The sequence below is a fragment of the Photobacterium sp. DA100 genome, from assembly GCF_029223585.1.
Classification (GTDB): Bacteria; Pseudomonadota; Gammaproteobacteria; order Enterobacterales; family Vibrionaceae; genus Photobacterium.
Genome location: NZ_CP119424.1, coordinates 2,104,750 through 2,124,893 on the forward strand (window position 1 = coordinate 2,104,750; position 20,144 = coordinate 2,124,893).

Here is a 20,144-nt window from a genome sequence, read left to right on the forward strand (position 1 = left end):
GTAATCATGGTCTTATGTTTGTATTTTGATATAGATCAATTCGTGTTTTGAAATGTGATGGCAGTCGAGTTTTTTCAATGCAGTAATGAAATAAAAATCTATTTGTATTATTTTATGCTCATAAAGAGGTGTGGTATACGCTCTAACTTAGAGGTTAATATGAACACAACAATACTGCCCGTGTTACTTTCAAATGAAGAACTTGCTGATTTGCATAAAGAAATCGGTCGCCCTTCATTAATGGGCAAAACGATTGCTAAGCTGCAGGCTGAGCTTGAGCAATATATGGCGCTACCAATGGACGTTCCTGGTCACGGTGAGGCTGGTGGCTATGAGCACAACAAGCACAAGCAAAACTACCAATACATCAACCTTGCTGGGCGTTTGTTCCTGATCACGAAAGATGAGCGTTATGCCGAGTATGCTGGCAAGCTATTGGCAATGTATGCTGACAAATACCTCACCTTTGATTTCCATATCCAGCGCAATACCAACCCTCCGGGTCGTTTGTTCCACCAAATTCTCAATGAGCACATGTGGTTGATGTATGCAAGTTTAGGCTATTCTTGCATCAGTGCGTGGCTTTCTCAGGCGCAGCGTAGCCACATCGTGGAGCGGTTATTCAAGCCGATGCTGGAGATGTTTACCGAAAAGTACGGCCATGATTTTGACCGCATTCATAACCACGGTATCTGGGCGGTGGCGGCTGTCGGGATCTGCGGTATCGCCATTGGTGAGCGCAAGTATCTTGAGATGTCGGTGTTCGGCCTCAATGGTGACGGCGAAACTGGTGGCTTCCTGGCTCAGATCTCCAAGCTGTTTGCCCCTTCTGGTTACTACATGGAAGGCCCGTATTACCACCGCTTTGCGATCCGTCCGCTAGCCGTGTTTGTCGAAGTGCTGCACCGCCACATGCCTGAGTTGGACATCTACAACTACAAAGGCCAGGTGATTAAGCAGACTACCCAGGCCCTTTTGGCTACTGCCTACCCGAACGGGCTGTTCCCGGCGTTGAACGATGCGTCAAAGACCATGGCTATCACAGACATGGGAGTCGTGGTTGCCGTCAGCATGTACTTCAAGCGCTACGGCTTTGATAAGAACTTGCTGGGCATGGCCCAGATCCAAAATCAGGTCTGGATGCACCCGTGTGGCCAGGCCCTTTCCGAAGCGTGTGATGCCGAGGCGACGATCGAACCGCCGTTCTGGCCGAGCGTGGAGCTGAACGAAGGATCAGACGGTACGTGTGGCGCACAGGGCTTCCTGCGTATGAAGGCGAAAGACAAAGACATCTGCCAGCTTTCCATGAACTATGGCCAGCACGGTATGGACCATGGCCATTTCGATACCTTGGGGATCGCTTTCTACAACCGAGGTCAAGAAGTACTTCGTGAATACGGTTTTGCCCGCTGGGTGAATGTTGAGCCGAAATTCGGCGGACGCTACCTGGACGAGAATAAGAGCTACGCCCGCCAGACCATCAACCACAACAGTGTGACGGTGGATGAGGGTTGCCAGAACCAGTTCGATATCAAGCGTGCAGACAGTGTGCACGGCAAGCCGCATTTCTTCATGGGTGAAGGTACCGAGCTGCAGGCGATGAGTGCCTTTGCCGACGAGCATTACCCGGGAATGGGGATGCAGCGCACCGTGATGATGCTGAAATCCGATATGCTGGAGAGTCCACTGCTGATCGATCTGTACCGCCTAACGAGCGATAAACCGCACCAGTACGACTACTCGCACCAGTACCAAGGCCAGATCATCCGTACCGACTTCGAGTACAAGACCAATACCGAGCTCCATCCGCTGGGTGATAACTATGGATACCAGCACCTATGGAGCCTGGCCCGTGGCGAAGCCGGTAGCAATGCGTTGATCAGCTGGCTGCAGGGTAACAGTTACTACACCTGGCTTGGCACCAGCTCAAGCGCTGACAACGAAGTGATCTTCACCCAGACCGGTGCCAATGATCCGCAGTTTAACCTGCGTTATGAAAACAGTTTTATCTTACGAACCACGGGCAAAGACTTGCTGTTCGCCTCGGCATTGGAGACCCATGGTTACTTCAATGAAGCGGTGGAAGCCTCCGTCAATGCCCGTGGCAAGCTTCACCAGATTAAAGTGCTGGCTCACAGCGAGACCGGCTCGGTAGTTGCCATTGAAGGGGAAGGCATCCGCTTCACAGTGATGGTGAGCAACCAGCCTAATGTGACCGACACGACCGAACATCGAATTATCATCAACGACAAGACTTATAGCTGGAAAGGATTCCTTGCTGTTGAGCAGGAGACGAAATAATGACGTATCAACCATTACTGATGAGCTTCGACGAAGCCGCTATCCTTCGTGAAGATCTGGGTAAAGATACCCTGATGGGCAATGCACTGGCCCGTGACATTGCAAAACTGGAAGACTACATCGCAACGGTTGGTATCGAAGTACCTGGCCACGGCGAAGGGGGCGGCTATGAGCACAACCGTCACAAGCAAAATTACATCCATATGGATATTGCCGGCCGTTTGTACCTGATCACCGAGAACGAAGCGTACCGTGATTACATCCGTAACCTGCTGGTGGCCTATGCCGAGGTTTACCCGACGTTGGAGCTGAACGTCAGCCTTGACAGTAATCACCCCGGCCGTATCTTCCACCAGACGCTGAACGAGAACATGTGGATGCTTTACGCGTCTTGTGCGTATAGCTGTATCCACCACACCTTGCCTGATGACGAGCGCCGCCTGATCGAAAACGATCTGTTCCAGATCATGGCGGATATGTTTGTCGACACCTATGCGCACGACTTCGATATCATCCACAACCACGGTCTGTGGGCGGTAGCAGGTGTGGGTATCTGTGGTTACGCTATCCAGAACCTGGACATCGTGGATAAGGCGCTATACGGTTTGAAAGGCGACAGCGTTAGCGGTGGCTTCCTGGCTCAGCTTTCTCAGCTTTTCTCGCCAGACGGCTACTACATGGAAGGCCCTTACTACCACCGCTTCTCACTGCGCCCAATTCAATTGTTTGCCGAAGCGATTGAGCGTCGTCAGCCTGAGGTGGGTATTTTTGCCCATAAAGATGGCGTGATTAAAACAACCAGCTACGCGGTCATGTCAACGGCATTCCCGGACGGTACGCTACCGGCTTTGAACGACTCGTCTAAGACCATGGACATCAACGATGAAGGCGTTCTGATCAGTACCAGTGCTTGTTTCGGTCGCTACGAAGAAGACGCCAACCTACTGGCGATGGCTGCTCACCAGAAAGATGTGTGGGTGCATATATCGGGTAAGAAACTGTCTGACGCGGTAGCGAAAGAAGCGTCTATCCCTGCATTTAACTGGGGTAGCCTGTTTGTGACTGATGGCCCTGAGGGCGACAAGGGTGGCCTGACTATCCTGCGTCACCGTGACAGTAAAGATGAAGATACCATGGCCTTGCTCTGGTTCGGCCAGCACGGCTCAGATCACCAGTACCACTCGGCACTGGATCACGGTCACTACGACGGCCTGCACCTGAGCATATTCAACAAGGGCCACGAAACCCTGCACGACTACGGTTTCGGTCGCTGGGTAAACGTTGAGCCTAAGTTCGGTGGTCGCTACATTCCCGAGAACAAGAGCTACTGCAAGCAAACTATCGCTCACAACACGGTAGTTGTTGACCGCAAGACCCAGAACGAATTCAACACGGCATTGGCAGAATCCCGTAACGGTGAATTGCACTTCTTCAAGACTGAAAACGAAGACTTCCAGGGCATGAGCGGCATCGTACGCGAATACTACGCCGGTGTAGATATGCAGCGTAGCGTGCTATTGGCGAAAGTTGACGGTATCGAAAACCCATTGATCATCGACTTATACCGCTTGAGCACTGAAGACGAGCACGAGTATGACTTCCCAGTACACCACAGGGGCCAGATCATCCGCACCGATTTCGACTACCAGGCAAACGCCAGCTTGAAGCCAATGGGCGAAAGCGATGGCTACCAGCACATCTGGCAAGTTGCGCAGGGCGAAGTATCAGGCAGCTCGCTGGTTAGCTGGTTGCATGACAACTGCTACTACAGCATGGTGAGCTCTGCGGGTAATAGTGGTGAAGTGATCTTCGGTCGCCTGGGTGCCAACGATCCCGACTTCAACCTGCGTTCTGAGCCAATGTTCGTACTGCGCCAGAAAGCGAAATCTCATCTGTTCGCCAACGTGCTGGAAACTCACGGTTACTTTAACGAAGCGGTAGAGGCCTCGGTTGATGCCCGCGGTAAGGTTGCGCGCATTGAAGTGGTTGGTATGGATGATGTAGCTTCTGTTGTTCGCCTGCATCTTGTTGATGGCCAGGCTCTGACCTATGCGGTCTCTAACCAAACTGGCGGTCTGCAAGACGGCAAGCACGAAGTACGCTTCGCTGGCGAGAGCTTCAGCTGGGAAGGCCCTTTCGCACAGCTATAATTTTATGTCATAACAAAAGCCGGGCTCGCGAGTCCGGCTTTTTTACGTTTAAGACCCTGATGCAGAAATGTATCAGGGTTTTGTATTATTAATAGGGTCATGATGGATATGTAAACGAGATCTGTATCACGAAATTGTCAAGTTGTAGCCAATGAATTACGAATTTAGCGCCACGCCGCTTTTGGTATATTGTATTACAAGTTGGGTGATCTTATAATGCAGCCATCAATCGAGATAGCCGTTCCTCAAGTGGCTACCCTGAGACTGACTTATTATAACAATCTACTTCCTAACTTAAGCTTTGCCTTGTCTAACAGCGCTCTAGGACGGAGCGCTTTTTTTAGCTAAATTGCAGGGGCGAGCTTTGTTCGTCACCCCCACCCTTTATTCTGCTATCCGTTAATTGCTGTTTTTTGAAATTGCGTTTTATTATTTTAGGTATAATGTTTTGCAATGTCGATTTTCTTCGCTTATAATGCAGCCATCAATCGAGATAGCCGTTCCTCAAATGGCTACCCTGAGACTGACTTATTATAACAATCTACTTCCTAACTTAAGCTTTGCCTTGTCTAACAGCGCTCTAGGACGGAGCGCTATTTTTTTGCCTGTTTTTCGCCTTCCCGAAATTCTTGTCAAAGGTTTCTCAGCATTCTCTCGGTGTCTCTGTGAGTTGATTCAATCGGATACATTGCCTAGTTGTTACTGAAATGGAGAGAGAGCGATGATTTCTATTTCACTGACCGCTCGGATAGTTGGCTGTTGAGACATCCGTTTGAGATAAGCTGCCAGGTGGGAAAAGTGCAAAGGGGACTTTTTGATAGGCAGTGACCATTCGGCTAGCATGAACAGGAAGAAGTCGCAGGCCGAGAGGCTATCACCTAACAAGTAATCATTGCCTGCCAATTGGTTATCGATGACAGCCAAGGCATCGGCGATGCGTTCATCCTGCGCGGCAACCACGTTGGGAATGGTGTAACAGAAAGTGCGGGGCGAGGCTGGCATTGTTGGGGTAGTAATACAGTTGGTACACACATGTCTCCTTGCTAGCGAGTATTAGCCAAATTGCTCAAACAGTTCGCCAATCACTGGCAGTACAGAGGCTACCAATAAACCGGACATGGATAAATTGAACCACTTACGGTGTGCGGCATTGTTCAAATACCGTTTGAGCCATGAACCGAAATAGAGCCAGATCCCGACGCAAGGAAACGAGATAACCAAAAATGTGCCCGCCAGAGTCAGCGTCTGGGTACTGAACTCACCGCCCGATACGGTGAACGCGGCAATGGCCCCTGTCGCAACCACCCAGGCCTTGGCATTGACCCACTGGAACAAGGCGCCGTTGAGAAAAGTCAGCGGTTCGGATTGCTCTTTTGCCCCAAGGCTGCCCCTTGAACTTGAAATCAGCCATGCCAAATAGAGCAAATACAACACGCCAGAGATTTTGATGAGGGTGTGTAGGCGTGGGAAGAGTTCGAAGACCTGTCCGAAACCCAAGCCGACCAGCAGCAACATGAAGGCAAAGCCGACGCATATTCCGCACAAGACAGGCAGGCTCTTCTTGATGCCAAAGTTAAGGCCTGAGGTCATCACTAAAATGTTATTGGGGCCTGGCGTGGCTGACGATACCACCGCAAACAATATCAAGGAGTATAAATAGTCCATTATTTCCTCGTGGTTGAAGGCTCGGGATGCTTGCCGTACAGGTAAGCGGTGCTCGTGCCGAAGATCCATCTCGGCGAGCCTTTCAATATGAATAAAAGTGAATAAAAGGTAAAGCCAAACTGGACTATAAGGGCCGTTTTTGCGGCCGGGACGAAAGTCATTACAAGATAAATGTCAGCGCCCCGTATCGGCCGAGGCGCTGTTCGGTAGTTAAATGCCTTCAAGTGCTTCCAGGGACTCTGGCAGGATCTGGCCGCCGTCGACCACGATAGTCTGTCCGGTAATGTAGCCCGCCTCATCGGAGGCAAAGAACAGCGCGGTATTGCCGATATCCTCGACATTGCCCAGGCGGTTGAGCGGAATAGAGGCGGCCATGGTATCGAGGTACTCCTGACCGAGATCCTGCAGGCCCTCGGTATAGATATTCCCCGGCATGACGGCATTGATGGTGATGCCTGAGCGGGCCAGCTCGATGGCTGCGGTTTTGACAAAGCCGAGCTGGCCGGCTTTCGAGGCTCCATAGTGAGACCAACCCGGGAAGCCGGTAATCGGACCGGTAATGGATGAGGTGACGATGATCCGCCCCTTGCCCTGCGCTTTCATTAACGGAGTAACCGCCTTAACGCTCAGGAATAGGCTCTTGAGATTGGTGTTCATCACCTGATCCCAGTTTTCTGGTTCCATATCGCTCAGGCGGGCTTGCGGGAAGATCCCGGCATTGGCACACAACACATCAATACGGCCATATTTTTCCCTGACATGCTCTGCCATTTGCTGCATCTCCTGCCAGTTGCTGACGTCAGCCAAGATGTATTCGGCGTTCAGTCCCTGCGCATTTAGCTCTGAAATGGCTTGTTGCGCGGCTTCCTCACCACGGGCAACGATAACCACATTGGCCCCCTGGCGGGCAAACACGCGGGCAATACCCTTGCCGATCCCCTTGCTTCCGCCTGTGACGATAACTGTTTGTCCTTTGATTGGGCTGAGCATGATGTACCTTCTCCTAAGATTTGCGATGTGTTATGGGGAGGTATAATAATGCGGTGTTGGTATAATTTTTTATGCTTGATTGTAAGAAATTTTATACATCTGCACCTGTCCCAAATTTATGTAATCCGGTCTGGTTGTTTTCACAGATTCGAGCGCTGTATGACGAGGCAATCGCAGTCACGTGAGGTAAGTGGGGCTGGTAATAAAGGCGCGAGATGGCAAAGGAAATGTTGCCCGTATATATCCAAGCGGCTTGGGGCGCCACTTGGATATATACCGTTGAAAACTATTAGCGAGTTAGGCCACTTCGCTTGGCAGGCGGTGTTTTTCTTCCTGGAGCAGGAACTGAGACGCTGCTCGGGCCTTGTCGGCATTGCCAGCCATGATCGCGTCATAGATAGCACGGTGTTCATTGATGCAGACACCACCGTCTTTGGATGAGTGGTGAATGAAGCTCATGAAGATGGTTGCCAACACATTACCGAACGGCAGGTAGAAGTCGTTACCGGTCGAGAAGAAAATCAAGCGGTGGAAATGCATATCCACTTCTGCCCAGCGGGCTTGGTCGAAGTCGTCGGCAATCTCGCACATCTGCTGGAATGTCTCAGACAGCTCGATACGTTGCTCAGCGGTGGCATGGCGGGCTGCTAGCGCGCAGGCTTCTGGCTCGATGGCTTTGCGTAGGCCGAGGAACTGGTGGTAGAAGACTTCGGCGTTTTGCAGGCCTTCCATCCATTCCAGTAGTTGTGGATCGAGGAAGTTCCAATTCAGGCGGTCAACTACTTTGGTACCAATTTTAGGTTTTGACTCAAGCAGACCTTTCGAAGTCAGAAGCTTAACGGCTTCACGCAGTGCCGTACGGCTAATGCCGAATTGTTCACAAAGCGTCATTTCGCCAGGGATCACTTGTCCTTGCTCAAGCTGGCCAGAGAGAATGCGACGGGCGATTTCGCGGGCGACCTGAACATGCAGGCTGCGTTTGGATCCCGCGATCGCGGTAAAACTAGAAGACATGTTAATCCTTGGTTCAATAACTATATGTATGACTATATGACTACAGTATACTGGATTTAGACTGTTTGCCTGAGTAGTTTTGCGTATTTCAGGCAAAAAGCCGACTTTCGTCGGCCTTTTATCGTAATAAACTTTGCCGCTAGGGGCAATTTTTAGCTCAAAAAACAGTTCATAAGCGGAAGCTGGAGCTGTTGATCAGAAGCTGTAAGTAATGCCCACCCGGCTGCGTAGCTCACGGGTATCGCTGGCATCTTTGCGGTTGTAGTTCACGTCACCAAACTCTACGTAAGGGCTCCATGCCCCCGGACGGTAACGGATACTGATGTTGTTTTCGTAGTTGGTGTCTTTACCATCGTACAAGTCGTAACCCTCGGCCTTGTAGTAGTTCATCTCTAGTCCAAACTGCCATTGGTCGATACGGTAGCCAACATTACCCGTTACCCGATGTCGCTTATCGGTGCTGTTGCCGTTGCTATAGGTTTTGAAGTCGTGGCGGTAGCGGCCGCTCAGCGTTAGGCCCTCAACATTATCGAAGGCATAAGTCAGTCGAAGCTGGGGCTTATAGGTCATGCCGCTGCTGCGGCCTTCAATTGGCATACCCGGCTGCAGGGTCCAGTTGCCGTTACGGAAGCGGTATCCCCAGTCGAATTCCCAGCCATTGTTTTGTAAGTCTTCCATAAACTTACCATCTGCACCTTTAAATTTCAGTTCACCACTGAAATAGAGGTTACCGATGCTTTCGTTAATTTTGACACGGCTTGAGTGCTGTTCTGACTTGCCTCTGTATTCGTGGCGGAAGTCGATAGAAGCCGCGCTGACCTGGCCTGCAACTAAGGCTGAGCCAATAAGTAGCATCAGGGAAGAGTGTTTGAACATAGTGTTTATTCCTGAATTGTAGAGCGTTATCGAAAAAGTAATACAATAGTATTGTTTGTATTTTTGTCGTCAATGAAGGGTTGGAGATATTTGTGATCATGATCTTGGGTGATTTTGATCACGGTTTTTGTTTTTATCTATATAATTCAGCGTCTTGTTTTGTTTTGTGGTGTGGTTTTTATATTGTTCATAAATTTATTAAACGTGAAACTGATCATAAAAAGTATGATTTTTGTGTTTTTTAAATAATTTTTTTTCGCCTTTGTTTACTTGTATTGTGGTTTTATTGCCATGATTTATAAGGGTTATTTTATTTGTGTTATTTTTTATTGGTAATTCTTCGTGATCAATATCGCGATTAATGAATATTGTAGTACAAGATATGATGCGGAGTTTTTATAGTATTAGCAAATTAATACACAAAAGGACTTTTACGATGGATCTCAATACCATGATCGTCGGCATCTACTTCCTGTTTCTGATTGCAATTGGATGGATGTTCCGGACATTTACCAATACCACCAGTGATTATTTCCGGGGAGGAGGCAGCATGCTGTGGTGGATGGTGGGCGCTTCGGCCTTCATGACCCAGTTCAGCGCTTGGACGTTTACCGGTGCGGCCGGTAAAGCCTATGATGACGGTTTCGCGGTTGCGATTATTTTCCTGGCCAATGCCTTCGGCTACCTGATGAATTACCTGTATTTCGCACCGAAGTTTCGTCAAATGCGCGTAGTAACAGTGATCGAAGCGATTCGCCTGCGTTTTGGTAAGCACAATGAGCAGGTGTTTACCTGGTCAGGCATGCCTAACAGTGTGATCACCGCGGGTATCTGGCTGAATGGTCTGGCAATTATCGCATCGGGCATTTTCGGTTTCGATATGACCATGACCATTATCCTGACTGGCCTGGTTGTACTGGTGATGTCGGTAACCGGCGGTTCATGGGCGGTTATTGCTTCTGACTTCATGCAGATGGTGATCATCATGGCGGTAACGGTGACCTGTACTATCGTTGCGGTTATCCAGGGCGGCGGTGTTGGCGAGATCGTCAGCAATTTCCCACTGGAAGAAGGTGCTTCTTTCGTATCGGGTAACAACCTTAACTACCTAAGCATCTTTGGGATCTGGGCATTTTTCCTTTTCTTCAAGCAGTTCAGTATCACCAACAACATGCTGAACTCATACCGTTACCTGGCGGCCAAAGACTCTAAGAACGCGAAGAAAGCCGCATTGCTTGCATGTATCCTGATGACCATGGGCCCATTAATCTGGTTCATGCCTTCTTGGTTCATCGCTGGTCAGGGTGTTGATCTTATGGCGCAATACCCAGAAGCAGGCTCTAAAGCCGGTGACTTTGCTTACCTGTACTTCGTACAAGAATACATGCCAGCGGGTATGGTGGGACTGCTGATCTCTGCGATGTTTGCCGCGACCATGTCTTCGATGGACTCGGGCCTGAACCGTAACTCAGGGATTTTCGTTAAGAACTTCTACCAGCCAATCCTTCGCCCTAACGCGCCTGAAAAAGAGCTGGTGGTGGTCTCTAAGCTAACCTCCACGGTCTTTGGCATCGCGATCATCCTGGTTGCCCTGTTTATTAACTCGCTGAAAGGCCTGAGCCTGTTTGACACCATGATGTATGTCGGTGCGTTGATTGGCTTCCCGATGACCATCCCTGCCTTCTGTGGCTTCTTTATTAAGAAAACACCGGACTGGGCTGGCTGGGGTACGCTGGTTGTCGGTGGTATCGTGTCTTACTTCGTTGGCTTCGTTATCACGGCCGACATGGTTCAGAACTGGTTCGACCTTGAGCCGCTGACTGGCCGTGAATGGTCTGACTTGAAAGTGGCTATCGGCCTGATCGGTCACCTGATTTTCACCGCCGGTTTCTTCATCCTATCAACGGTGTTCTACAAACCGCTATCGGATGAGCGCCAGAAAGACGTTGACCGTTTCTTCAATAACCTGGCAACACCGTTGGTCTCAGAATCTACCGAGCAGAAGCAATTGGATAACAAGCAGCGTCGTATGCTTGGCTCGCTGATCGCAGTCGCTGGTGTGGGAGTGATGGCGATGTTTGTGCTGCCTAACCCATTCTGGGGCCGAATGATCTTCGTGCTGTGCGGGGCAATTGTCCTGGGTGTTGGCTTGCTGCTGGTGAAGGCGGTGGATAGCAGCGTTGAAAACAATGCCGAGTTGGCAACCGAACAAGACTAGGGAGCGAATATGTTGAAACGTACACTAACTTCATTGGCCATAGCCGGCGCCTTGTTTGCCGCTCCAGTGTTTGCCCTAGACGGTACGCCAAGCACGGTATTTTTCGATGCCGATCTGATTGCTGAAAGCAAGGCGCGTATTCACAACGATACGGCAACAAAGGAGGCCCAGGCGAGTTACCAGCGCCTGCTGGACGAAGCGGAAGCTGCGATGAAAGTGGGTTTGCTGTCGGTGACCGACAAGACCCTGATGCCACCAAGCGGTGACAAGCATGATTACTTCTCTATCAGCCCATACTGGTGGCCGAACCAAAAGACAGAAGATGGCTTGCCATGGGTCCGCCAGGACGGTAACACCAACCCGGACTCGAAGACCGATGCGACAGACTCTGTCCGTATCGGCCTGTTCACCCGCTCGGTGCGCGCTCTTGGTGTGGCGTACTACTTCTCCGGTGAGGAAAAGTACGCCGAGCAGGCTGCAGAGATGCTTCGCCATTGGTTCATCAACCCTGAAACGCGGATGAACCCGAACATGCGCTACGCCCAGGCCGTGCCGGGCGTCGATGACCAGCGCCGAAGCGGCATGATTGACTCGCGCAGTTTCTCGGATCGCCTGGTTGATGCATTGGCACTGATTGAACTGTCGGAGCACTGGACCGAGCAGGACGATACCGCCATGCGCGCCTGGCTGGGTGACTTCCTTGACTGGTTGATCACCTCCGAGCAGGGCACCGCCGAGCACTTTGCCCCGAATAACCACGGGACTTGGATGCAGGCCCAAATTGCCGGTATCGCTTACTACCTTGGCCGTGAAGATATCGCCAAGATGGCTGTGGCCCAGACCAAGTGGCGGATCCGCGAACAGCTAGATAGCAAGGGCACACAGCCAGAAGAGCTGGCACGTACCCGTGGCTACCACTATAGCTACTTCAACCTGGATGCCATGGCCTATTTGGCACAGCTTGGCGACAAGTTGGGGGTGGATATCTGGAACCATGAATACCGCGGTCGCAGCATGAAGTCGGCGATAGATTACGTGGCGCAGTACCAGCGTCTCGAAGACTGGCCGCACCCTGACAACGATGTGAAGAAGGGCCGCTTCCAGACCTACCGCATGCTGACGGTCTACCGCAAGGCTGATTTGGCCTGGGGCACCGACTACTACGATCAGGTCATCGACAAGATCGGCTTTGGCAATGCCGAGCTGAATAACCTGTCACAGGTTTGGGCCGAGCGGGACGCGTACCTGCTGTATCCAAAACTGTAAACCCTCTCCGTGAAACACCCGGGCGGCAATTACGCCGCCCGGCACAAGGAAAACACCATGAAAAAACAAACGCCTATCGCGATGGCTTTGCTGGCTGCGCTGTCTTTTCACGCCCATGCCGCTTCGCCGACGCCGGTTCAGTTGCCGGAGACGGCGGTTGTAAAGCCTATCGCCGAGGTTTCACTACAATCGCTGACGGCTGAACAGCTGGTTGCCGCCCAAAGTCGTGAGCCGGTCGATGCCAGCAAGGTCGAGGTTGCGGATAACGCGGCCGCAGAGGCTTTGAAGCAGCTGCTGGAAAATGCCAAGCCGGGTGAGGTGATCACTATTGCCCCGGGCCGTTACGCCAACCTGGGTGTGATTGAACTGACAGCGGATGGCATCACAGTGAAAGCTGAGCAGCCGGGCACAGTGCTGCTGACGGGCTTGGTCCAGCTGGTTGTCAAAGGCGATGACATCACCTTGGATAGCCTAGTGTTTACCGAGGGTGGCCCGGCAGAGCGCTTTGGTGGCGTGCGCCTGGAAGGGATGCGCAATACCCTGCAGAACTCGACCTTCTACTACTTCAATGATGATTACGAGTACCAGCCGGACGAGCGACGCAGTGAGTACCCACGTTACCTATGGGTATCGCTATGGGGCAAAGATGGCAAGGTAATTAACAACCGTTTCGAAGGCAAGCACAAGCGCGGTACCCTGATCGGTATTCAGAAGAACATTGACGATCAGGCGGATAACCACCTGATCGAAGGCAATATCTTCTACTCGCAGAAAAAGAACCGCTACAACGAGCTGGCGATTGAAAAAGCGGTACGCTACAACGGCAACAGCTGGGAGGCGATCCGGATCGGTGATTCTAAGAGCAGCCAGTGGCCGTCACGTACCCAATTCGTCAACAACCTGCTGGTGGACTCGGACGGTGAGCGCGAGCTGATCTCGGTCAAATCAGGCGAGAACCGCATCGCGGGTAATACCATATTCGAGAGCGCGTCGATGATCTCCCTGCGCCACGGCAAGGCCAACGTGGTGGAGAACAATGTGATCATTGGTAACAACAAGCAAGATACCGGTGGTATCCGTATCTACGACGAAGATCATGTGGTTCGCAATAACTACCTGGTTGGCTTGCGCGGCTCGGGCGGCCAGATCGCCGGTAATGCCGATGTTCGCGGTGGCGTGGTGATCAACACCGGCATTATCGATGTGAAGAACAACGAGCAGCTTGACCAGGAAGTCAAAGGCAAAGAGCTGAACAAGCAGTGGACGCCGAAGAACGTCATGGTAGAAAACAACACCATGGTTGATGTGGAGTTCGGAATGGTTCACGGCAACCAGGGCCACCGTGTCAGCCTGTTCGATAACAGCCAGGTCGAGACTATCTTCACCGGTGATCACATTAGGTTCAGCAGCAACGTGGTGTTCAACCTGGATGAAACATTGCAGGCAATGCGAGCCGACCCTGCCACACCTCTGACCAACCCAACTTACAGCGATGAGGTTTATTACGGCCAGGTACACGGTGTTGACGGGGTGCCCGCAGGTGTTTCTCAGCACAAACCCACCTACACCAAAGTCGGCGATTTTTACCAGTTCGCTGGAGGCGGGGCGGATGTCTCGAAACTGCACGTGCTGACTGCCGACGAAATCGGTCCAAGCTACCGTCTGCAGGGTGTACCGCAGAACTAGTTTCACCGTTTACTGGTTTGACGTTTGTCCAATTGACGTAGTTTGCCCGGGTACTTTCCAAGCAAGTGCCCGGGCTTTTCTATTTTCTGTTCTGCAGCGCCCATCGTCCGAAAAGTACAAGTGATTGGATTTTCTGTCTATGTCGCTTTGGCTTGGGCTGGTTAACAATGAATACATGCTCAACACAATACAAAATCAACAACATCCAATATCAATAAATCAGCTCTAGGAAGGAACAAACTATGCCTATTCAACAACAGTTTCGCGATGCCATGTCTAACCTTGCCGCAGCCGTTAATGTGGTGACCTCGGGAGGGGAAGCGGGCACCGTCGGCCTGACAGCGACAGCTGTTTGTTCGGTAACCGATAGTCCTGCTACGGTGTTGGTGTGTGTAAACCGCAATAGCGCCTCCAACCAGATCTTCAAAGACAATGGCCGTATCTGCGTGAATGTTTGTGCTGCCGAGCACAAGGACATGTCGATGCACTTTGCCGGGATGACCGGCTTGGCAATGGAAGACAGGTTTCAGCTACCGGGCTGGGAGATCAACCCGCATGGGGTGCCAGTTCTGACCGATTCATTGGCGACACTGGAAGGTAAAATAAAAACTGTCAGCGAAGTGGGCACTCACAGTGTGTTTTTTGTCGAAGTTGAATCCATAACGACTTCCGAGAGCGATGCGCTGGTGTATTTCTCCCGGGAGTTCAAGTCAGTTGAAGCGACACGGAAGATGCCGGAAGTGGCCTAACTGTCGTTTTTTCAGTTTGCACTTTAGCGAAAACAGGCAGCGACCCTTTGTCGGTATAGAGGGTGGCTGCCTGTATATGATTAGAACTTAAGGCCAACCGTGACGGCGATCTGATCTGGCTCGTAACGGTACCTGCCGACATCCAACTTCAGTACTTCATTGGACACGTTGATGTAGAACAGATCGGCGGTCAGGCGCATACCGATACCGTAATAGGTATTGGTATCGCTATAGCTTGTTGAAGAACACTGATTGTATGAACACCACCTGTCATCTTCAGTGGTGCGGTGGAAGCCGAGTGATACATAAGGCTTTAATGACACGCTTGGGCTAAGAGGAAAAGCATAACCGAGATCGGTGCCAAATTTAATGGTGCTGTAATCAACCGAGCCGCGCTGGTAACCATAGTAATCATAACCAGATTCTTCATAGGAAAGGTTGAATCCGACAATGCGGTTGACATCGTACCCTCCCTCAAGCTTGAAGCCAGTATCGGTATCGATATAACGGTCTGACAGATAAGAAATTCCCAAGCCAACACGTGGCCCCTGATAAGCGTTAGGGCCGCCATTGTGGTAATGGTGGTGCGTGTGGTAGCTAGGGCTATGGTGGGCACTGGCCACCATTGGAGCTGTCGTTAGCAGTGTTAAGGCTGCAGTTGCGAATAACTTTTGCATCATTGGTCTTACTATATTATTTGGGGGCGGGAGGATTATGGAGTTAACGGTGCAATTTGTAATTAGCGAACGAAGTGAAATAACATAAAGCTGACAAAAGCCGACACTTTCGAAGCATTTGGCTGCTAATTTGCGTTAAATGTAAGTAAGTGTTTCAGTTCCGGCTTTGGATGAGAGTGCAGTCTATTTCACAAAGCTTTGTCATAAGCTTCCGGTTGACTATGAAGAGAGGGGGCGATGAGGGAACGAGTGGGTGCACCTGGATAGGTGACGACGGTATTTCTCCCCATCTGTTTGGCTTGGTACAAGGCTTGATCAGCCCTTGATACAAGAAAACAGAATGATAATAAAGTTCAGCGTTCTTATATCGAGCGTAAACATATCCATGTCCAATACCCACTCCTACTTTTGGGTAATAGGATCATAGAGCACTGTTAATATTATTCTCAACAACTGGCGTGAAGTGAGAATGTCATCACTTTATATTGCTTTTGTGTCTGTGGGATCAGCCAGGCTCTATGTCTGCTCCTTGGTATCAATCAGCGCATTAAGCAAGGAAGATAGCTGGCGGTATTTCTCTTCGCCGAGTTTGGCTTTGAGTTGAACATACTGCGCTTCTATTTGGGGGCGCAGGCTATCGACCAGTGTTTTTGCTTTCTGGGTGAGGTGGATATAGTACTTGCGGCCATCAGAAGCGGACTTCTTGCGCTGTACGTAGCCCATTTTCTCAAGGCGATTAATGATTCCTGTCAGGCTCGGGCCAAGGATGCAGCACTCGCGGGAAAGGGTTGAGAAATCAATTTCACCAAGCGTATCGAGCACCCGCATCACACGCCATTGCTGCTCGGTGATTTCATTATCCGCCAAGATTGGGCGGAAGTAGTCCATGGATACATCCCTTGCGCGAATCAGCTGCAGGGGAAGCGAGTCTTCGTACTTAGTCACAATATAACCTTCTAGCCGTTACCGTGTTGTCGGAAATTATTATTTTTTTCAGACACATAATCACAATATAAATCAAAGTACCGAAAAGCAGTATACCCAAGTGACTTCAAGTTGCAGGTTTCAGAAGCGATTTTGATTTAGAGCCACTGGCTACAAATCACTGCCTTGTATTCATTCAAGTCATTCTCGCTGAACCAAGCAGCTTACAGTGACTTGGGTATAATAGTATGTTGCTCTTATCTTTTCCTCCAAGAAATTGACCTGTACTCCTTTGGGTATAGCAGAGCTCGGAAACAATGCGGGCTTGCTGCTAGGCAATGAGCCCGCCGTGAATGCAGCCGCTAGGCGTATAAGATGCTCGGTAGGAACAGTACGATGGCAGGCATCAATACAATGAGCGCAAGTCGCACCATGTCTGCCACCCAGAAGGGGAATACCCCTTTGAAGATGGTGGCGGTGTTGATGTCCTTGATAAGGCCGGATAACACAAACACATTGAGTCCGACCGGTGGGGTGATCAAACTGATTTCAGTGACTACCACCACCACGATACCGAACCAGATTGGGTCGAAGCCAAGTTCAACCACCACTGGGAAGAAAATCGGCACAGTCAGCAGCATCATCGACATACTTTCGAATACGCAGCCGAGAATGATGTAGACCAATATGATCAGGCCCAGCGCCATCATAGGAGACACGTTTACCGCCTGGATCATCTCAATCAGGGCCGTCGGTAACCCAGCTCGGTTGATGAAATTAGATAGGATCAGGGCGCTGATCACCACCGCAAACAATGAAGCCGACGTCTTGGCGGTATCGACCAGGATCTCGCGTAAAATGGCATAGTTGAGCTGGCGGCGGTAGGCGGCCAGGGCAAAGGCTCCTGTCGCACCGATCCCGGCAGCTTCGGTTGGGGTAAAGGCGCCGATATAGATCCCGCCCATGACCAGTACAAACAGTGAAATAGTCGACATGATCCCTTTAAGGGCGATAAAGCGTTCTCTCCAGCTGACGCGCTCGCCAGGAGGGGCACTGTCAGGGTTGCGGAACACCACCCACTGTACCGCCATCAGGTAAAGGACGATACCGATGAGCCCGGGGATAAAACCTGCTGCGAATAATTCGCGGATACTGCTTTCCGTTAGTAGGCCGTAGATCACCAGCATCACGCTTGGTGGGATCAAAATGCCCAGGGTACCTCCGGCCGCAATGGAGGCGGCAGCCAATCCGTCCGAATAGCCGAATTTGCGCATTGGTGGCATGGCTACTTTCGACATGGTGGCGGAGGTAGCCAAGCTGGAGCCGCAAATAGCGGAGAAGCCACCGCATGCCAAGATAGTCGACATCGACAGCCCGCCCTTGCGGTGGCCGACAAAGGCATTACAGGCGCGATAGAGTTCATTGGACAATCCTGCCCGTGTCACCAAGTTACCCATCAGGATAAACAACGGGATCACCGATAGGCTGTAGTCTTGTCCGGTATCGATGATGCGGCGGGCTGCCATCGACATCGCTGCGTTCCAGTTGTAGTCGTTGAGATACCAGAACCCAAGGAAACCCACCACGCCCATAGCAAAGGCCAGTGGCAAACGGAGGAAGACAAGGGCAATCAGAACCGTAAAGCCAATAATTGATTCAATCATTTAAACCCCCTTGCTTTCGGTGTTCAGTGATTGGGAGGCGGATGAAGGCAAGAACAGGGTCTTGCCATAGACAAGAGCATTGAAGAAGGTCAGGATGCCGCCGACAAACCCGGTAATGGAAATCAGGTAAGTGACATAGCCAAGAGGCAGCTCAAGAATCTCCGTGACCTCTTCATACTCCATGGAGCGGCCAGCCAGTTTCCAGTTCATCATCGCAACCAGTATCAGTGAGCAGGCGCAGATCAGGTTGATCACCACCTGGCGCAGACCCACCCAGCGCTGGGGGAAGACGTTGTCGAGCAAATCGACACAGATGTTTTCTTCCTGCCACGATACCAATGGAAAGGCCATGAACACCATTACTGCCAGTAATACCTCGATCATCTCGGTAGAGCCGATCAGCGGACTGCTGAAGAAGAAGCGCCCGACCACGTCAACAAAGGTGATCACCATCATTAGCATCAGGCTGAGAGCGGCAAGGGCCTCCAACCCTCGCCGAATCGCCTTGGAAACTCTTGAGCAACTCATAGCTTACAGTCCTCGTTCAAGCTCTTTGTAGAAGTAGTTGTAGGCCGCTTCGCCGTCTACCTTGCGCTGCTTGGCCGATTTGTACCATTTGTTTACCAAAGGCTCGGTCGATTTTTTCAGCTCGGCAACCATCTCTGGTGTTGCTGGAGTGAAGGTGTGGCCGCTGGCGATACCGGCTTCATAACCGACGTTGTCCATGTCATCCCACATCTTGCCGAACAGGCGAGACAGCTTTTCGCCCGAGACGTTGCGGATGGCTTCCTGATCGGCTTTCGATAAGCCCGACAGGGTGTCGCGGTTCATGACGATGGCAAAACTGCCACGGAAGATCCCGCCCGGGTAGACGGTGGTGTTGTCGGCCACTTCGGCCAGGCGGAAAGAAGCAAGGGACTCATAAGGTAGGTAGGTGCCGTCGACCACGCCTTGGGAAATAGACTCATACACTTTGGTGGTTGGGGTGAACACCGGCGTAACCTTCATGTCTTTGGCAATATCAGAGATCACGCCGCCACCAACTCGCAGCTTCTTGCCTTTGATATCGTCCAGCGTTCTAACCGGCCCTTTGGTGATCAGTTGGCCGGGACCGTTAACACTCAAAGCCAGCACTTCAACACCGCGGTGTTCGCGGCCTTTCTTCAGGTAGGCTTCGAAGGTGCGCCAGTAAGCTTGCGAGATCAGCTCAGAGCTGGCGTAGTCAGAGAAAGTGGGAATTTCAGGTAGTTGGGTAAGCTTAAAACGTCCTGCCTTATGGCCGTGGTAAATCCAGGTCACTTCACCGATCCCATCGGTAACCACATCAATCTGGGTTTGCGGAGGGGCAAGGTCATATTCCACCTTTACTGTTACTCGGCCTTCAGTGGCTTCTTCAACCCATTCCCCCCACGTCGGCCAGACAACTTTATTGATACCGTGGTTTGGCGAACCCCAAGTGCTGATCTTGATTGTTTTTTCAGGGGCGGCTTGCACGGCATAAGTGGAAAACATCATTAGTGCAGCGGTGGTCATGGAGGCAATTTTGGTTACACGCATAACAAGATTCCTTTAGTTATGGATGATAAGTAGTGCTCACTGGGTGAGTCGTTATTGGACTTTAGTTAACATATTAACTACTTCGCCAAAAAGCAAAGGCGTTGTTAATGGGGTGTGTCTATTTCCTGTTGTTCTGTTAACTGGATCAATGATTCGAAAATAAAATCACTCCCGAGATTATTTTCTGGGTTGCTTGATTAATGACCAGTCTGTAAATACCTTCTGCAAATGTGATCTTTCCTGCAATTTGTATGTAACGAGATTTGCGTGACAAATTAAATTACAGTTGGCTTTGTTGTTATGATTCTGTTTTTGATGGTTTTTTTTGTTTTATGTCTGCGCGGCTTGAATTGCTGGACATTAGTTAACATATTAACTAATGTATTTAACATGTTAATTAGTTGCTA

General features: G+C 50.8%; 15 protein-coding genes and 1 pseudogene. 6 read left to right on the forward strand and 10 right to left on the reverse strand.

Annotation, left to right across the window (positions count from 1 at the left end):
* The first annotated feature begins 159 nt into the window (after nucleotides 1-159).
* Both PTW35_RS27075 and PTW35_RS27080 read left to right on the forward strand, forming a co-directional pair.
* Nucleotides 160-2,301, forward strand: a complete 2,142-nt coding sequence (locus tag PTW35_RS27075) for a heparinase II/III family protein (protein WP_281028282.1) — start codon at nucleotides 160-162, stop codon at nucleotides 2,299-2,301.
* On the forward strand, nucleotides 2,301-4,451 hold the full coding sequence (locus tag PTW35_RS27080; protein WP_281028283.1) for a heparinase II/III family protein: 2,151 nt from the start codon (nucleotides 2,301-2,303) through the stop codon (nucleotides 4,449-4,451). Before PTW35_RS27075 ends, PTW35_RS27080 begins: the two co-directional genes overlap by 1 nt.
* 699 nt (nucleotides 4,452-5,150) lie before the next feature.
* Here the strand turns inward: PTW35_RS27080 and PTW35_RS27085 are convergent.
* The 5 genes and pseudogenes from PTW35_RS27085 to PTW35_RS27105 all read right to left on the reverse strand — a co-directional run.
* A pseudogene (locus tag PTW35_RS27085) lies at nucleotides 5,151-5,423 on the reverse strand (glutathione binding-like protein); the annotation flags it as partial.
* An 81-nt stretch (nucleotides 5,424-5,504) separates the two neighbouring features.
* A complete protein-coding gene (locus PTW35_RS27090) occupies nucleotides 5,505-6,116 on the reverse strand; it encodes a LysE family translocator (RefSeq protein WP_281028284.1) in 612 nt (203 codons plus the stop codon).
* A gap of 210 nt (nucleotides 6,117-6,326) precedes the next feature.
* Complete coding sequence (fabG, locus tag PTW35_RS27095) at nucleotides 6,327-7,106, reverse strand: 3-oxoacyl-ACP reductase FabG (protein WP_281028285.1); 780 nt, start codon at nucleotides 7,104-7,106, stop codon at nucleotides 6,327-6,329.
* Nucleotides 7,107-7,403: 297 nt separating this feature from the next.
* Complete coding sequence (locus PTW35_RS27100) at nucleotides 7,404-8,120, reverse strand: FadR/GntR family transcriptional regulator (RefSeq protein WP_281028286.1); 717 nt, start codon at nucleotides 8,118-8,120, stop codon at nucleotides 7,404-7,406.
* A gap of 195 nt (nucleotides 8,121-8,315) precedes the next feature.
* Entirely contained in the window at nucleotides 8,316-8,996 is a 681-nt protein-coding gene (locus tag PTW35_RS27105; RefSeq protein ID WP_281028287.1) for an oligogalacturonate-specific porin KdgM family protein, read from the reverse strand.
* Nucleotides 8,997-9,432: 436 nt separating this feature from the next.
* Between PTW35_RS27105 and PTW35_RS27110 the strand changes: the two genes are divergently transcribed.
* The 4 genes from PTW35_RS27110 (at nucleotide 9,433) to hpaC (ending at nucleotide 14,915) form a co-directional block, all read left to right on the forward strand.
* Nucleotides 9,433-11,214: a sodium:solute symporter family protein gene (locus PTW35_RS27110; protein ID WP_281028288.1), complete on the forward strand. Its 1,782-nt coding sequence runs from the start codon at nucleotides 9,433-9,435 to the stop codon at nucleotides 11,212-11,214.
* Nucleotides 11,215-11,223: 9 nt separating this feature from the next.
* The gene (locus PTW35_RS27115; protein ID WP_281028289.1) at nucleotides 11,224-12,480 is read left to right on the forward strand and encodes an alginate lyase family protein; all 1,257 of its coding nucleotides are present in this window, start codon (nucleotides 11,224-11,226) and stop codon (nucleotides 12,478-12,480) included.
* Nucleotides 12,481-12,537: 57 nt separating this feature from the next.
* Entirely contained in the window at nucleotides 12,538-14,166 is a 1,629-nt protein-coding gene (locus PTW35_RS27120; protein WP_281028290.1) for a polysaccharide lyase 6 family protein, read from the forward strand.
* A gap of 242 nt (nucleotides 14,167-14,408) precedes the next feature.
* Nucleotides 14,409-14,915, forward strand: a complete 507-nt coding sequence (hpaC, locus tag PTW35_RS27125) for a 4-hydroxyphenylacetate 3-monooxygenase, reductase component (RefSeq protein ID WP_281028291.1) — start codon at nucleotides 14,409-14,411, stop codon at nucleotides 14,913-14,915.
* Nucleotides 14,916-14,995: 80 nt separating this feature from the next.
* On the opposite strand, the gene PTW35_RS27130 is transcribed toward hpaC, so the two are convergent.
* The 5 genes from PTW35_RS27130 to PTW35_RS27150 all read right to left on the reverse strand — a co-directional run bounded on the left by PTW35_RS27130 (nucleotide 14,996) and on the right by PTW35_RS27150 (nucleotide 19,737).
* Nucleotides 14,996-15,595: a porin family protein gene (locus tag PTW35_RS27130; protein ID WP_281028292.1), complete on the reverse strand. Its 600-nt coding sequence runs from the start codon at nucleotides 15,593-15,595 to the stop codon at nucleotides 14,996-14,998.
* A 513-nt stretch (nucleotides 15,596-16,108) separates the two neighbouring features.
* A complete protein-coding gene (hpaR, locus tag PTW35_RS27135; RefSeq protein ID WP_281028293.1) occupies nucleotides 16,109-16,537 on the reverse strand; it encodes a homoprotocatechuate degradation operon regulator HpaR in 429 nt (142 codons plus the stop codon).
* A 341-nt stretch (nucleotides 16,538-16,878) separates the two neighbouring features.
* Complete coding sequence (locus tag PTW35_RS27140) at nucleotides 16,879-18,180, reverse strand: TRAP transporter large permease (protein WP_281028294.1); 1,302 nt, start codon at nucleotides 18,178-18,180, stop codon at nucleotides 16,879-16,881.
* Nucleotides 18,181-18,708, reverse strand: coding sequence for a TRAP transporter small permease subunit (locus tag PTW35_RS27145; RefSeq protein WP_281028295.1), 528 nt, complete (start codon nucleotides 18,706-18,708; stop codon nucleotides 18,181-18,183).
* A gap of 3 nt (nucleotides 18,709-18,711) precedes the next feature.
* Nucleotides 18,712-19,737 (reverse strand): TRAP transporter substrate-binding protein, encoded by a 1,026-nt coding sequence (locus PTW35_RS27150; protein ID WP_281028296.1) that lies wholly within the window; start codon nucleotides 19,735-19,737, stop codon nucleotides 18,712-18,714.
* Nucleotides 19,738-20,144: the final 407 nt, after the last annotated feature.